This window comes from Providencia sp. PROV076 (assembly GCF_028483405.1).
In the GTDB taxonomy this organism is placed as follows: Bacteria; Pseudomonadota; Gammaproteobacteria; order Enterobacterales; family Enterobacteriaceae; genus Providencia; species Providencia huaxiensis.
The window spans coordinates 23,773-39,563 of the sequence record NZ_JAMPRR010000027.1 but is presented as its reverse complement, the minus strand read 5'-3'; the positions used below and the strand labels follow the sequence as shown (position 1 = coordinate 39,563).

Sequence of the window (15,791 nt, the reverse complement as noted above, 5' to 3'; positions counted from 1 at the left end):
GGGGAGTTTGTGAATATTCTTAGCTACTTACAGCGGATTGGTAGGGCACTTATGGTGCCAGTTGCAGTACTACCAGCCGCAGCAATCCTGATGGGGATTGGCTATTGGATTGACCCAGATGGTTGGGGAGCCAATAGTGCAATCGCGGCGTTACTGATTAAATCGGGCGCGGCTATTATTGATAATATGTCCGTGCTATTTGCTATTGGTGTTGCTTATGGGATGTCAAAAGATAAGGACGGTGCGGCTGCACTGACCGGTTTTGTCGGCTTTTTAGTGGTGACAACACTGTGTTCTCCTGCATCTTATTCCATGATCATGAATGTTCCGTTGGAAAGCGTTCCTGCGGCATTCGGTAAAATAAATAACCAGTTCGTGGGTATTTTAGTTGGGGTTCTGTCTGCGGAATTGTACAACCGTTATAGTGGCGTAGAGCTACCAAAAGCGTTGTCTTTCTTTAGCGGCCGTCGCCTTGTACCAATTCTGACATCATTCTTAATGATCATCTTAGCCTTCATACTGATGTATGTGTGGCCAGTGGTCTATAACGGTTTAGTGTCTTTCGGTGAAAGCATTAAAGACTTAGGCTCAGTGGGTGCGGGGATTTACGCATTCTTCAACCGTTTATTAATTCCTGTTGGTCTTCACCATGCACTTAACTCAGTGTTCTGGTTTGACGTTGCAGGGATCAATGATATTCCAAACTTCTTAGGCGGTGCTAAGTCAATTGATGCAGGCCTGGCAACGGTGGGGATCACGGGTCGTTATCAAGCTGGTTTCTTCCCAATTATGATGTTTGGTCTACCTGGTGCGGCATTAGCGATTTACCACTGCGCACGTCCAGAAAATAAGGCAAAAGTTGCTGGTATTATGATTGCTGGTGCGTTTGCTGCATTCTTCACAGGGATCACTGAACCGCTCGAATTCTCTTTCATGTTCGTGGCACCGATTCTGTATGTAGTCCACGCATTGTTAACCGGTATTTCGGTTTATATCGCAGCAACAATGGAATGGATCTCAGGATTTGGTTTCAGTGCTGGTTTAGTCGATATGCTATTGCAATCACGTAACCCACTAGCTGTTCAGTGGTATATGTTGATTGTCCAAGGCTTAGTCTTCTTCTGCATCTACTATGTCATTTTCCGCTTCATGATCCGCAAATTCAACCTGTTAACACCAGGCCGTGAAGAGAGCGCAGGTGATGAAACGATTGATGGTTATGACGAAAGCATTAGCCCTGCTGATAGCAGTGACAGCGATATTCAAAAAGAAGCTCGCCAATATGTTGCAGCGGTGGGTGGTAGCGACAACATCGTCAGTATTGATGCCTGTATCACTCGTTTACGTTTAGGTGTTAAAGATTCAGCGGTTGTTAACGACGCCATGACAAAACGTTTAGGGGCTTCAGGTGTTATCCGCTTAAGCAAACAAAATGTTCAAGTGATTGTCGGTACACGTGCTGAATTGGTGGCAAAAGCAATGACTGAAGTGATTGCAAAAGGCCCAATTGCAGGCTCTGCTCCAGTTGCAGTAGCTGAAGAGAAAAAAGCCGCAGAGCCTGCAAAAGCAAAAGGTAATGTGATTTTATCTCTGGTTGCGCCAGTGAGTGGTCAAGTTTTCTCACTTGATGATGTGCCAGATGAAGCGTTCTCTAGCCGTATTGTGGGTGATGGGATTGCCATCAAACCAACAAGTAGTGAAGTGTTAGCCCCTGCATCAGGTACGGTAGTGAAAATTTTCGAAACTAACCATGCATTCTGCCTTGAAACAGAAAATGGCGTCGAACTCATTGTCCATATGGGTATTGATACCGTTGCACTGAAAGGCGAAGGTTGTGCACGTTTAGTGGAAGAAGGTGCGGAAGTGACTGCCGGAACACCAATTCTGAACCTCGACCTCGCGTTCCTTGAAGCGAATGCTAAATCAATGATTAGCCCAGTTATCATCAGCAATATCGATGACTTCGCTGGTGTCGAGATTTTAGTTGAAGGCGACGTGAAAGCAGGCGAAACGGTTATTTATAATGTTCTGAAATAATTCAGCTTAATATTATAAGTTAGTAAGAGGGTGGCTTAGGCCACCCTTTTTTATAAATATTATCGGGTAAAAACTTGAGCAATACGCTCCGATTTTAAAAAATAACCAATCCATATTGCGGCGCTAAAGGCACTGGTAATAATTTGCTTATAATCCGTATTCGTCAATTTTGCGCCATAGAGTACCGCTAGAAAAACAGTAAAGTAGAGGGTAACTATCAGTGCAAGAATATAATATGTAATCATCACCACTTTAGTGGCTTTTTTCTTATTAAAGAAAAACCAGCATGCTATTAATGTCATGATGATATAAGCAAGTTGTAACCCTAACGCTCCAAGGTAAAAAAGAGGGATGCTCCGTGTATTTTCTGCATAATAGACGGCAACTTGAATAAGTTGGTATTCGCCGAAGATAGATAAAAAAGCGGTTATAATTAAGCCTAAAGCAGGTAGGTAAAGCACACCATTAATTCTATGCACTTTTAGTTCTTCACATGCATTACACCATCCTGACGCTTTATTGGCTTCATGTTCATTGCAGTTAATACATTTCATTGGTTTTATCCAGTATTTAGCCGTTATATAAAGCCATTATCGAGGGATTTATCCATAAAATAAATCGGTTATTTGGCGAAATCTCAAACTAAGTTGTCAAGTTTGCATAAGCAAGGGGCTTTTTTCATCGATAAAATATTTTCTCAATAACTTGAGAGGGTTTATCTGTGGAACTGCTTTTGTGTTTATTTGGCTTTATTTCGGGGATCACCACCGCACTATTCGGCTTCGGTGGCGGTTTTATTACGGTTCCACTGTTATATGCCTTGATTACCTTAGTGTGGGGGCCGCAAAGCGATGCAGGCAGTGTGGCAATGCAAATTGCGGTGGCAACATCAACCTGTGTGATGATCTTTTCATCGACGCTTTCGAGTCGTGCTCATTACCTTAAAGGCAACCTGAGTTGGCCAATTATTCGCCCTTTTATTATCCCTATTTCAATTGGCGGAATTCTAGGGGCAATAGTGGCGTTATCCGTAGATAGTGCATTAATTCGTTGGATATTTATTGGTTATCTCGTCATCACTATTTTAGATTGTTTTATTCGTCCCGGCTTTATGAATACAGGATCTACAGGTATACAAGACTCCCGTGGCGGTATTTTTGCCGATACGCCTATTGGTGTGGTGATTGGTGCTGTCGCGGCATTTCTTGGGGTTGGTGGCAGTGTGATGACAGTCCCTTTAATGCGACGTAGAGGCGCGAGTATGATCCAAGCTGCTGCATTTGCGAACCCATTAACATTACCAATGGCAATCACGGGTACATTAACTTATTTTTATTTCGCCATTGATAAACATATTGACCTTGGAGCGGGTTTTCTGGGGATGATCTATATTAAAGGGGCGTTAATTTTAATTGCGACATCGTGGTTAGGGATCCGTTTTGCTTCTTTATTAATGCCTTACCTGAGCGATAAACGCCATGCCCAAAGCTATCCGCTACTGTTACTCGTGGTTTTAGCTGTCATGATACTGGCTTAGGATCGCGTATATTGGTGAGTAAAGATGAGGTTTTTGTCCTAAATTCCTACTGATCATCGCTTTTGCTGCACTTGGCGCAATCAAACGGTTGTTTCCTGATTGATTATGGTAGAATATATTTAATTACCACACGCTTTTAGCGCGCTTTTGGCATTGAGGAATGATGACAATGAATGAGGCAGATGCTCGCCCAACAAATTTTATCCGTCAGATCATAGATGAAGATCTGGCGACCGGAAAACACACGTCAGTGCATACGCGTTTTCCACCTGAACCGAATGGCTATTTACATATTGGTCATGCGAAATCAATCTGCTTGAATTTTGGCATTGCCAAGGATTATCAGGGCCAATGTAACTTACGTTTTGATGACACTAACCCGGTAAAAGAAGATGTCGAATACGTTAACTCCATTCAAGAAGACGTTAAATGGCTTGGTTTTGAGTGGAGCGGTGATGTCCGTTATTCCTCTGATTACTTTGATACCTTGTATCAGTACGCGATCGAGCTGATCAAAAAAGGCTTAGCTTATGTTGACGAACTCAGCCCAGACGAAATTCGCGAATACCGTGGGACACTCAAAGAGCCGGGTAAAAATAGCCCATACCGTGAGCGCCTAATTGAAGACAACTTAGCATTATTCGAAAAAATGCGTGAAGGTGGTTTCGAAGAAGGAAAAGCGTGTTTGCGCGCGAAAATCGATATGGCATCCCCATTTATGGTGATGCGTGACCCAGTTTTATATCGTATTAAGTTTGCGGAACATCACCAATCTGGCAACAAATGGTGTATTTATCCAATGTATGACTTCACGCATTGTATTTCTGATGCATTAGAAGGCATTACGCATTCTTTATGTACGCTAGAGTTCCAAGATAACCGTCGTTTATATGATTGGGTTCTAGACAATATCACGATTGATTGCCATCCACGTCAGTACGAGTTTTCTCGTCTGAATTTGGAATACACGGTGATGTCTAAGCGTAAACTGAACCAATTAGTCACTGAAAAACATGTAAATGGTTGGGATGACCCACGTATGTTAACCATTTCAGGTTTACGTCGTCGTGGCTATACCGCAGCCTCTATTCGTGAATTTTGCCAACGTATTGGTGTTACTAAACAAGACAACAACGTTGAAATGGCCTCTTTAGAGTCTTGTATCCGTGATGACCTGAATGAGTCAGCACCGCGTGCAATGGCGGTTATCGACCCAGTTCGTGTGGTGATTGAAAACATGCCTGCTGGTGAAGAGATTTTAACAGCGCCAAACCATCCAAATAAACCGGAGATGGGTACGCGCCAAGTACCATTTAGCAATGAAATCTATATTGACCGCGCGGACTTCCGTGAAGAAGCGAATCGTCAATATAAACGTTTAGTCTTAGGTAAAGAAGTTCGTTTGCGTAATGCATACATCATTAAGGCAGAGCGTGTTGAAAAAGACGCTGATGGTAATATCACAACTATTTACTGTACTTATGATGCAGGCACATTGAATAAAGACCCAGCAGATGGCCGTAAAGTCAAAGGCGTTATTCATTGGGTTAGCGTCGCTCATGCATTACCGGCAGAAATTCGTCTGTATGACCGTTTATTTACAGTACCAAACCCAGGTGCAGAAGACGATTTCTTATCGGTTATCAACCCTGAGTCGCTGGTTATTCGCCAAGGCTTTGTTGAGCCGAGCCTGAAAGGTGCTGTGGCAGAAAAGGCGTACCAATTTGAGCGTGAAGGCTATTTCTGTGCTGACAACCGTTTAAGCAGTGCAGATCATTTAGTGTTTAATCGGACTGTGGGGTTGCGTGATACTTGGGCGAAGCTCGAGTCTAACTAAAATCCTCGTTATCCTTCGCGCTGTAGGTGTGTTAGCTTCACCCACTAGCCCTAGTCACATACTTATGTATGCTCCTAGGGTCTAGCGGTCTTGCTGCCTTCCTACAACACGAATGATTTAGAGGATTGCCCCTGACAAATAAATTATTTAGAGGGCTGTTCGAGAGCATTAGAACAAAAAAAGCCGTGATATTTCTAGTTAATATCACGGCTTTTTCTATGGATAATACGACTTACTGAGGTTTGTTATCCACTTTTTCTTTTAATAATTCATGCAGATATTCATTCGCGGAAGTCACATTTCCTTGTGCATCTTTGACTTGATACTCTTCACCCGTAACTGATGACTTTGAAGCAACGTTATCAATAAATTGTTCTGCAGTATTGAGGCGTTTCTCTGTTTTGCGTAATTTTAATCTCAAGTGAGACTCTGCATCGACAGCGGAATGTTCAGTACCATTACGGGTAAATGTAAGATTTTGCTGTTTACCAAGTGCTGCTAATAATGATTCAGTACGCATTTTTTCTTCAGGGCTTAATGCAAGGGCTTGAGTGGTAACAAAAACACTTAAAAAAAGTACTAATGCAGATGAAAAACGGTTTGATAGCTGGGTAGTAAGCATTTGCACGAATTTCTCTCCATAGAAATAAAGGTGAGAAAATTATAAGCAGACTTTTAATTTAAACTATCGGTAAGATTCTTAGAATTCAATTATTGATAGTTGATTAAGGCATAAAGCGATAACCAATCCCTGTTTCGGTTAATAAGTGAATAGGGCGAGCAGGGTCATTCTCCAGCTTTTGCCGTAGATGACCCATATAGATGCGTAGGTAATGATTATGTTCCACATAATTAGGCCCCCACACTTGTAGTAACAAATGCCGTTGAGTCAATACTTTGCCACTGTTAGCCACCAGTTCACTGAGTAAACGAAACTCAATTGGGGTAAGGTGGAGCTCTTCACCTTGTTTGGTAACAACTCGATTAATAAAATCGATAGTGATATCCCCAAACTGGCATTTTGAGTTTTCTTGAGTAACTTTACCAAAACGCCGTAAAGCGACCCTAACACGAGCCAGTAATTCACTAATACCAAAGGGTTTTGTCAGGTAATCATCAGCGCCTGCATCCAATGCAGCCACCTTTTGTGACTCCTCTTCACGAGCGGATAAAACAATGATAGGGATACTACTCCACTGGCGTAGTTCACGAATCAAATTGAGTCCATCGCCATCAGGTAAGCCAAGGTCTAAAATCAATAAATCAGGTTGCCGCGTACCGGACTCAATGAGGCCGCGTTGGTAATTTTCCGCCTCAAAGACCTTCCAGCCTTCACCTTCCAGCGCCAAGCGAACAAAGCGACGGATTTCTTTTTCATCTTCAACAACTAGAATTTGATGGCTAGTGCTCACAATATTGCTAATCCTTTATGTTTCTACTTCGATATCAGGTAGTTGCTTTAGGGGTAAGACAAAGTGGAAGCTGGCTCCACCTTTATTATTATTCTGCGCCCAAATTTCCCCTTCATGTAATTGAATTATAGCACGGCAAATAGCGAGCCCTAAGCCAACCCCTGGGATCGCTGACTCTTTTTGCGCCCGAGAAAATTTGTCGAAAATATTTTTTTCTTGCCCGTTTGGGATCCCATTGCTGGCATCCCATATTTCAATGTGAATTTTTTGACCTTCAACGGCAGCTCGAATACCAATCGGGGTATCGTTATGGCTGTATTTTACAGCATTTTCTAATAGATTGATTAGAACCCGTTCAATCAAATTAGCATCACAATAAAGTAATAAATCGGCTGGAATATCAATTTCTAAAGGGTGACTGTGTAAGGTGTAATCCAAAGTCCTAACGGCACTACTGGTAATTTCTTGCAGCGATTCCCACGCTAAATTGGGCTGAATACTACCAGATTGCAAGCGAGCCATATCCAATAAATTATTCACTAAACGCGAGGTGCTAAGCACTTGCTGGCGCATTTGGTTAACTTGCTCTGTAAGTGGTGAGTTTTCCGCAGATAAATTCAACATTAAAATTTCAGTTTGACCGAATAAAACGGTAAGCGGTGTTTTTAGGTCATGAGAAAGTGCAGCAAGTAACGAGTTTCTCAGTTGTTCACGTTCAATATCTAATTTGGCAGACTCAGCTTGTTTGGTCAGTTGTAGACGAGCAAGAGCACTAGCAATTAACCCCGTGAAGGTTTGCAGCATGCGTTGCTGCTCTGGGATCAATAACTGGCGCATATTTCTTGGCTCAATGGCAAGAACGGCAAGAGTTTGATCTGCTGTAGTGATCGGTTGTAATTGATAAGGAACACTTGGCAAAGTATCCGTACCAGCACCGGCGGGCTGGCGTTTATCAAAACTCCACTTAGCAATGGCTTTATCAATTTGCATTGCAGTGTAGCCATCACATTGTAACGGTGTTAATTGGCCATCCTCATCAGGTAATAATAAGCAACTTTTGGCTTGGAAGGCATTATTAAGGAAATGATACCCTGTTTTACCGATATCATCTGTGGTGATAGCTTGTCCTAATTCTTTTGTCATTTCATATAGATGACGTGTCCGTTGTTCGCGATACCGAGCGATACGTGCTTGGTATCGCATACCCGCAGTTAGATTTCCCACAACAACCCCAACAATTAGCATCACCGTAAAAGTGACTAAATATTGCATGTCCATGATAGCAAGGGAAAAATGGGGTTGAACAAAGAACAGGTCAAAACTGATCACGTTGACCAGCGCGGCAAAGACAGAGGGGCGTCGGCCATAAAATAATGCGATTAACACGACACCTAATAGATAGAGTGTCACGAGGTTGGCTTTGTCGAGAGCCAATAAAAAAGTGCGAGAAAATAAAGTGATAGTGGCGCACATTACAATAGCCATTAAATAGCCATTCATATCTGATCGCCATTTTTCAGAGAACGGCTTTCTTTCCGGTTCTTTATCCCACTCACTTTTCTCTTCAAGTGCGACGATCACTAAATCCAGATCAGGGCCGAGCTTACCAAGGCGATCGGCAAAGCCGGGGCGCCAATTGAGCTTAAACCATTTGTTTGATTTATCACGTCGGCCAATTAATATCTTTCCTAAATTATGTTCTCGTGCATAACGTAATATCGCTTTTTCTTCTGAAGGGTCGGATAACGTTGCCGTCTCTGCCCCTAAGTCTTGAGCAAGGCGTAACGCTTTTAAGATAGCTCTGCGCTGGGTTTCAGGTAGCTGATGAAGTGCAGGGGTTTCAACATAAACAGCATGCCAGACACTACCGAATTTTGCAGCAAGCCGAGCAGCTGTACGAACTAACTTTTCATTTCCCCTATTATGGCCGATGCATAGCAATAGCCCATCGCGGGTATGCCAAACAGGTGCTTGGCCTTTACCGCCGCGAAATTCACGCATTTGGTCATCAACTCGGTCAGCTGTACGGCGAAGTGCGAGCTCACGAAGTGCAATTAAATTTCCTTTGCGGAAAAAATGTTCAATGGCGCGTTCGGCTTGCCCTGATATGTACACTTTGCCTTCTTTAAGGCGCTGTCGTAGATCGTCAGGAGGAAGGTCAACTAATACCACCTCGTCAGCAGCATCAAAAATATGATCTGGAACCGTTTCACGTACACGAATACCTGTAATGCTTCCAACAATATCATTCAGACTTTCAATGTGTTGAACGTTAATGGTTGTCAACACATCAATTCCGGCATCAAGCAATTCTTCGACATCTTGCCAGCGTTTAGGATGGCGGCTGCCATTGGGGTTACTAAATGCTAACTCATCCATTAAAATTATGGCTGGATGTCTAGCAATTGCAGCATCAATATCGAAGCCATTTAGGCGACGACCGTGATGAATAATGCGTCTGGGTGGCAATAGAGAAAGGCCGTCAAGTAGCGCGGCCGTTTCTTCTCTTTCATGGGTTTCTACTACGCCAATCAGCACATCTAGCCCTTGTGCTCTGAGTCTTTGTGCTTCTTGGAGCATGGCATACGTTTTTCCAACGCCTGCACAGGCCCCGAAAAAAATCTTTAATTTGCCTCGTCCAATTTCATTGGCTTTGGCCAAGAGTTCATCGGGGTTAGGGCGGAGAGGTTCCTGATTGTTCATCATAGCCCCTAGTGAGTTTGACTATTTATTTGTTGTTGATATTCATCAAGTGCTAAGTTCAGTTTTAGCACATTAATGACTGGTTCGCCTAAAAAGGGTAACAGTGCCTGTTCAGTATGTGTTTCTATCAATGATTTTACCGCATTCAATGGAATTTGCCTGCTTTTTGCAATGCGTGGCGCTTGGTATAACGCTGCATCAATAGCAATATTGGGGTCTAAGCCACTGGCAGACGTTGTGAGTAAATCCACGGGAATTGCACGACTGGCATCGGGATTTTCTGCGCGCAGTTGTTCACTGCGTTCAGTCATAACTTGTTGTAATAATGGATTGCTGACCGCTAAATTACTTCCACCAGAAGCTAATGCATTGTAGGGGCTATCAATAGTTGAGGAGGGGCGACCGTGAAAGTAGCGGACGTTACTCACATTTTGCCCGACCAAAGCTGAGCCAACAATACGCTCATCTTGAGTGAGCAAAGAGCCATTAGCCTGCCATGGAAAGAAAACATGAGCGAGGCCCGTTACCATTAATGGGTAGGCTATACCGGTAAAAAGAGTGAGTATTAATAGCATAATAATCGATGAACGGATCATATTCATAATCAATACCTTAAATCCCAAAGAGACTAATAAATAGATCAATGAGCTTGATCCCAATAAATGGCACAATCAGCCCGCCTAAACCATAAATACCTAGGTTACGTTGCAATAATGATTGTGAGCTCATTGGGCGATAATTAACCCCTTTAATTGCTAGAGGGATCAGGAAAATAATAATTAATGCATTAAAGATCACTGCGGAAAGAATTGCAGAGGCAGGTGAGTGCAAATGCATTACATTTAATGCGTTAAGTTGTGGCCATGTTACGGCGAAGGCCGCAGGAATAATCGCAAAGTATTTAGCAATATCATTGGCAATACTGAACGTCGTTAATGAACCACGGGTCATCAGCATTTGTTTACCAATATGCACCACTTCAATCAGCTTGGTTGGGTTAGAATCTAAATCCACCATATTACCGGCTTCTTTTGCTGCTTGGGTGCCAGAGTTCATTGCCACTGCGACATCCGCTTGCGCCAGTGCTGGCGCATCGTTGGTGCCGTCACCTGTCATGGCAACCAAGCGGCCTTCAGTTTGATATTGGCGGATCAACGCGAGTTTGGCTTCCGGTGTAGCCTCTGCAAGGAAATCATCCACTCCTGCTTCTGCTGCAATTGCCGCGGCTGTTAAATGGTTATCCCCTGTGATCATCACAGTTTTGATACCCATACTGCGCATTTGGGCAAAGCGTTCTTTCATACCCCCTTTGACGATATCTTTTAATGCAACAACACCTAAAACCGTCTTATTATCAACCACCACAAGTGGAGTTCCACCTAAATGGGCTACTTTTTCGACCAGTTGATCCGCTTCAACAGGGAATTTACCTTGGTTAGCTTCAATATAACGGCGGATCGCATCAGCAGAACCTTTGCGGATCATCCGTTCGCCAATATTGACTCCACTCATACGTGTCATCGCGGAGAAAGGAACAAAGGTTGCATTCAGGGCATGAATGTCTCTTTCGCGTAAATTGAACTTTTGTTTCGCTAGCACCACAATGCTGCGCCCTTCAGGTGTCTCATCGGCTAAAGAAGACAATTGTGCGGCATCAGCCAGTTGCTGTTCAGTGATACCCGTTAGCGGTAAAAATTCGGAGGCTTGGCGGTTTCCCAGTGTAATTGTCCCCGTTTTATCGAGTAATAGAACGTCAACGTCTCCTGCTGCTTCCACTGTGCGACCGCTGGTGGCAATCACATTTGCCCCTAACATGCGGCTCATCCCTGCCACGCCGATAGATGAAAGCAAGCCGCCAATGGTGGTTGGAATTAAACAGACTAATAGGGCAATCAATACTAAAATAGAAACCGCATCGCCAGCACCTGCATAATCTGCGGCAAAAAGGGTAAAAGGGTACAAAGTTGCACAAACGAGGACGAAAATTATCGTGAGTGCAGTTAACAAAATAGTGAGTGCGATTTCATTGGGTGTTTTACGGCGTTGCGCACCTTCAACCATGGAAATCATTCTATCTAAGAAGGTTTCACCGGGGTTAACGGTACATTCCACGATCAGCCAATCGGAAAGTACGCGAGTTCCCCCTGTTACAGAGGAAAAATCTCCACCGGATTCACGGATCACAGGGGCGGACTCCCCAGTGATTGCGCTTTCGTCCACCGAAGCACCGCCTTCGATGACTTCACCGTCACATGGAATGGTTTCTCCTGCACGGATCAACACTATATCGCCTTTACGTAACTGCTCTGAACTCACTATTTCTTGGCTCGCATCCAGTGAGGGCAAAGCTAAACGCGTTGCGCTACTTTGTTGTTTAACGCCTTTTAAGCTTTGGGCTTGTGCTTTACTTCGCCCTTCAGCAAGTGCTTCTGCAAAGTTGGCAAAAATAACTGTAAACCATAGCCAAAGGGTGATCATTCCACTGAACCAAGCACTGCCTTGTGTGTAATCCATTACCATGGCTAACCAGAGAAACGTAGTGATAATACTGCCAATAAAAACTACAAACATCACTGGGTTACGCCATTGTGCTTGTGGTGTACATTTTTTGATAGACTCAAAAATAGACTGCTTGATTAGCTTATTATCGAATAATTTAATATTTTTATTGTTCATATTTTCCTCCTCATCAACCCGCAAAACCAATGTGTAATTGTTCAGCAATTGGACCTAAAGCAAGGGCTGGTACAAAGGTTAGGGCACCAATGAGAAGCACAGTGAAAATCAGTAACCCAATGAATAAAGGGCCTGTTGTTGGTAAAGTGGCGTGGCTTTGGGCTTGTGGTTTTTTATTGGCCATAGAACCCGCGATTGCTAAAACAGGAAGAATGACACCAAAGCGACCGATAAACATAGCTATCGCAAGTAGCACATTGTAGTACGGGGTATTTGTGCTGAGACCTGCAAAAGCGCTACCATTATTATTGGCAGCAGAAGAAAAAGCGTATAACACTTCACTAAACCCATGAGCACCTGGATTTAAAATTCCTGCACGCCCAGCTTCGCTCATTAATGAAATCGTTGTACCTAGCAGCACTAAGGTTGGGGTGACCAAAATTGCCAGTGCAACCATTTTCATTTCACGCACTTCGATTTTTTTACCGAGGTATTCAGGGGTCCGGCCAATCATCAGGCCAGCAAGGAATACAGCAAGTAGCACAAATAGCAACATACCGTATAAACCTGAACCGACACCACCAAATACGACTTCACCAATTTGCATTAACCACATTGGTACCATCCCGCCCATCGCGGTAAAGGAGTCATGCATTGCGTTTACTGCACCACAAGATGCCGCGGTGGTAACGACGGCAAATAAAGCGGAGCCAACAATACCGAAGCGACTCTCTTTTCCTTCCATATTGGCGGAGCTCGTTGCGTGTAGTTCGGTTAAAAATGGGTTTCCCACATATTCCGCTTTAACCACGGCGATGGCAGCAACCACAAAAATGATCCCCATAACCCAGAGTAAAGTGTGGCCTTGTTTGTTGTTACCAACAACACGGCCAAAAGCAAAGCAAAGCGCGGTAGGAATGAGGAAAATCGCTAACATCTGTACAAAATTACTGAGTGCCGTTGGGTTTTCAAAAGGATGTGATGAGTTAGAGCCAAAAAATCCACCGCCATTTGTGCCGAGCAATTTTATCGCTTCCTGTGATGCAACGGGCCCCATAGGGAGTAGCTGTTCACTGCTATCTAAAGGATGAATAAGTAAATAACTGGAAAAATTTTGAATAACACCTTGGCTGACAAAAAAGAGCGCAAAAATAACCGCTAAAGGGAAGAGTAAATACACCGTAATTCGGTAAATATCTAACCACGCATTGCCGACAGTTTTACTGCCATGGCGTGAAAAAGCACGAATAATTGCGAAGGCAACGGCAAGCCCTGTGGCAGCAGACAGGAAGTTTTGGACTGTCAGCCCTGCCATTTGGCTTAAATAGCTTAATGTATTTTCGCCACTATAGGCTTGCCAGTTTGTATTAGTAATAAAACTAACCGCGGTATTGAAGGCTAAGTCCCAGCTCATTCCCCCAAAATGTTGTGGATTAAGCGGTAAATAGCCTTGATTCATCAAAATAGCGAATAATAGAATAAAACCTAAAAAATTAAATAATACAATCGCTAAGGCATATTGTTGCCAATTCATCTCAGCCATGTGCCTTCCCGGCTGTTTGACACCTGTTAAACGCCAAAGTAGGGATTCACTGGCTTCTAATCGACGGGGAATGTCATTGTCGATTAACCGAGCAATACCATTACCTAAAGGTTTTGCTAAGATGAATAGGATCAGTAAAAAGCTACCTAAAAATAGCAATGTGGTAGTCGCCATATCAGAAATCCTCCGCGTTAAGCAGGGCATAAATCAGATACGCTAGCAGTAAAACGACGAGAACTGCCCCAGTAATGGAAAGTAATGACACAGTGTTTTCTCCTTATTATTTCCATGTGATAAGGCTAAAGGGTTCACTGTAAAGAAGCTGATAAAAAGCACGGGCTGGGTGTAAAAAAAGTATAAAAATGACGATTTATTTGCTTGAAAGAGTACGTGGTTATCTCTGAAGGGAATTGCCAATTGTTATGTGATTGTGATTTTTATGTTTATATAAAACATAATTCGGTTAAATTATGTAGTAAAAATACGGAATGGTCAGTTTTTTTAGTCATATTTACATTTAAAGTGGTCAGATGAGTGGTTTTATTACACAATTTGCGATATTCTATTCACAGTCAATATTTTTCATATTATCTGCTCGGTTTTAGTCGCTCTTTACTACTGTGTTAATGGGAAATGTGTGTTAATGGGGAATGATAGAGCAACGCTGGGATCGACAAATAAAGTGGCAACTGAAGGAGGATATCGATGTCCACATATCGCGAATATTCCCGTAATCAGGTACTTGCACGCCGCACTGCTGCTGTAACAGCTGGCATTATTGCGTTTCCGGTTATGGTTTTTTATCCAAAAAGAGCAAAATTTTATAGCCATTTACATAAGGTTTGGGCTAAGACTAGCGATAAACCCGTTTGGTTAGAACGCTCAGAGACAACACTGGAAAGTCATCGCTAATTTAGAGTTGAGTGCCTAGTAATAACCCCTACAATGTTGAATTGTGGGGGTTTTGTTTTTTATCTTCCATTCTTTATTTTATGATCAGTTATTTTCCATGGGGCAATACCCGCGATTTGCTCTAAATAACACAGAAAAAAATCATGTTTCCGTTTATGCTTATTGATTATCAGTTAATTACGTTCAAACTGGTGGGTAAACAGTTTAGCTGTGCAGTAAAAAGGACAATATAATGCATAACTTAAGATTAGAAGAAATCATTAATGATGAATTGAAAGTTAGTGAGTTCCAAGATTTTGCACCGAATGGATTGCAAGTTGAAGGGCGGCCACATGTACATAAAATCATCACTGGTGTGACAGCTTGCCAAGCATTGCTAGATGCCGCTGTTGAAAAGAAAGCCGATGCCATCATTGTTCACCATGGCTATTTTTGGAAAAATGAGCCAGCCATTATCAAAGGAATGAAAAAAAATCGCTTAAAAACATTATTAGCGAATGATATCAACCTATATGGTTATCACCTCCCATTAGATGCGCACCACAAATTAGGTAATAATACCCAGCTTGCTTATATTATGGGGGTGCAGGTGAATGGCCAAATCGACCCATTAATGCCATTTGGTTTTTTTGACCAACCCATTACGCCTTCAGAGTTAACGTCTCGTTTAGAAACTCGTCTTGGCCGTAAAGTCCTGCATTGTGGTGATAATGCAAAAGAAGAAATTCGCCAAATCGCATGGTGTACAGGGGGAGGGCAAGGCTTCATTCTACAAGCAGCTGAATTTGGTGTAGATGCCTTTGTAACAGGGGAAGTTTCTGAGCAAACCATTCATATAGCAAGGGAAATGGGGATCCATTTCTACAGCGCAGGGCATCACGCAACGGAGCGTTATGGGATCAAGGCGTTGACTAAGTGGCTCGTAGATGAACATGGGTTAGATGCCGAATTTATCGATATCGATAACCCTGCCTAATCTTCTTCGTCTTTCAAACCACAGCGTTGTTGGCTGCATTCGTGAACCCTAGTCACATACTTGTGTATGTGACTAGGGCTTCACTCTTTTGCCGCCTAGCTGTGATTCGAAATACTTAGAAGATTGATAATCTATTGAAAATAAAAATAAAAATAAAA

At 42.9% G+C, this 15,791-nt stretch carries 13 protein-coding genes; 5 read left to right on the top strand and 8 right to left on the bottom strand.

Features of this window, described 5'->3' with window-relative positions; translation table 11 throughout:
• Positions 1-9: 9 nt before the first annotated feature.
• Positions 10-2,037 (top strand): N-acetylglucosamine-specific PTS transporter subunit IIBC, encoded by a 2,028-nt coding sequence (gene nagE / locus PSF67_RS16575; RefSeq protein ID WP_102138315.1) that lies wholly within the window; start codon positions 10-12, stop codon positions 2,035-2,037.
• 59 nt (positions 2,038-2,096) lie between these two features.
• Here the strand turns inward: nagE and PSF67_RS16570 are convergent, their stop codons facing one another.
• Positions 2,097-2,591 carry a DUF2569 domain-containing protein gene (locus PSF67_RS16570; protein WP_102138316.1) on the bottom strand — a complete coding sequence of 165 codons (495 nt, stop codon included), beginning with the start codon at positions 2,589-2,591 and terminating at the stop codon, positions 2,097-2,099.
• Positions 2,592-2,758: 167 nt separating this feature from the next.
• Between PSF67_RS16570 and PSF67_RS16565 the strand changes: the two genes are divergently transcribed.
• Both PSF67_RS16565 and glnS read left to right on the top strand, forming a co-directional pair.
• Complete coding sequence (locus tag PSF67_RS16565) at positions 2,759-3,574, top strand: sulfite exporter TauE/SafE family protein (protein ID WP_102138317.1); 816 nt, start codon at positions 2,759-2,761, stop codon at positions 3,572-3,574.
• Positions 3,575-3,743: 169 nt separating this feature from the next.
• On the top strand, positions 3,744-5,411 hold the full coding sequence (gene glnS / locus PSF67_RS16560) for a glutamine--tRNA ligase (RefSeq protein ID WP_148241592.1): 1,668 nt from the start codon (positions 3,744-3,746) through the stop codon (positions 5,409-5,411).
• 232 nt (positions 5,412-5,643) lie between these two features.
• On the opposite strand, the gene PSF67_RS16555 is transcribed toward glnS, so the two are convergent.
• The 7 genes from PSF67_RS16555 to kdpF form a co-directional block, all read right to left on the bottom strand.
• Entirely contained in the window at positions 5,644-6,033 is a 390-nt protein-coding gene (locus tag PSF67_RS16555) for a DUF5329 family protein (RefSeq protein WP_102138530.1), read from the bottom strand.
• A 103-nt stretch (positions 6,034-6,136) separates the two neighbouring features.
• Positions 6,137-6,823, bottom strand: coding sequence for a two-component system response regulator KdpE (gene kdpE, locus PSF67_RS16550; RefSeq protein WP_272677278.1), 687 nt, complete (start codon positions 6,821-6,823; stop codon positions 6,137-6,139).
• 15 nt (positions 6,824-6,838) lie between these two features.
• Complete coding sequence (gene kdpD, locus PSF67_RS16545) at positions 6,839-9,526, bottom strand: two-component system sensor histidine kinase KdpD (protein WP_272677295.1); 2,688 nt, start codon at positions 9,524-9,526, stop codon at positions 6,839-6,841.
• A gap of 8 nt (positions 9,527-9,534) precedes the next feature.
• Positions 9,535-10,128: a potassium-transporting ATPase subunit KdpC gene (gene kdpC / locus PSF67_RS16540; protein ID WP_166266319.1), complete on the bottom strand. Its 594-nt coding sequence runs from the start codon at positions 10,126-10,128 to the stop codon at positions 9,535-9,537.
• A gap of 10 nt (positions 10,129-10,138) precedes the next feature.
• Entirely contained in the window at positions 10,139-12,202 is a 2,064-nt protein-coding gene (gene kdpB, locus PSF67_RS16535; RefSeq protein ID WP_272677276.1) for a potassium-transporting ATPase subunit KdpB, read from the bottom strand.
• Positions 12,203-12,215: 13 nt separating this feature from the next.
• Positions 12,216-13,919, bottom strand: coding sequence for a potassium-transporting ATPase subunit KdpA (gene kdpA / locus PSF67_RS16530; RefSeq protein WP_210848884.1), 1,704 nt, complete (start codon positions 13,917-13,919; stop codon positions 12,216-12,218).
• A 1-nt stretch (position 13,920) separates the two neighbouring features.
• The gene (gene kdpF, locus PSF67_RS22110) at positions 13,921-14,010 is read right to left on the bottom strand and encodes a K(+)-transporting ATPase subunit F (RefSeq protein WP_102138324.1); all 90 of its coding nucleotides are present in this window, start codon (positions 14,008-14,010) and stop codon (positions 13,921-13,923) included.
• Positions 14,011-14,450: 440 nt separating this feature from the next.
• Here kdpF and PSF67_RS16525 point away from each other — a divergent pair, with 440 nt between their 5' ends.
• Positions 14,451-14,657 (top strand): YbfA family protein, encoded by a 207-nt coding sequence (locus tag PSF67_RS16525; protein WP_036957942.1) that lies wholly within the window; start codon positions 14,451-14,453, stop codon positions 14,655-14,657.
• A 232-nt stretch (positions 14,658-14,889) separates the two neighbouring features.
• The gene (locus PSF67_RS16520; protein WP_102138325.1) at positions 14,890-15,633 is read left to right on the top strand and encodes a type 2 GTP cyclohydrolase I; all 744 of its coding nucleotides are present in this window, start codon (positions 14,890-14,892) and stop codon (positions 15,631-15,633) included.
• The last annotated feature ends 158 nt before the right edge of the window (positions 15,634-15,791 follow it).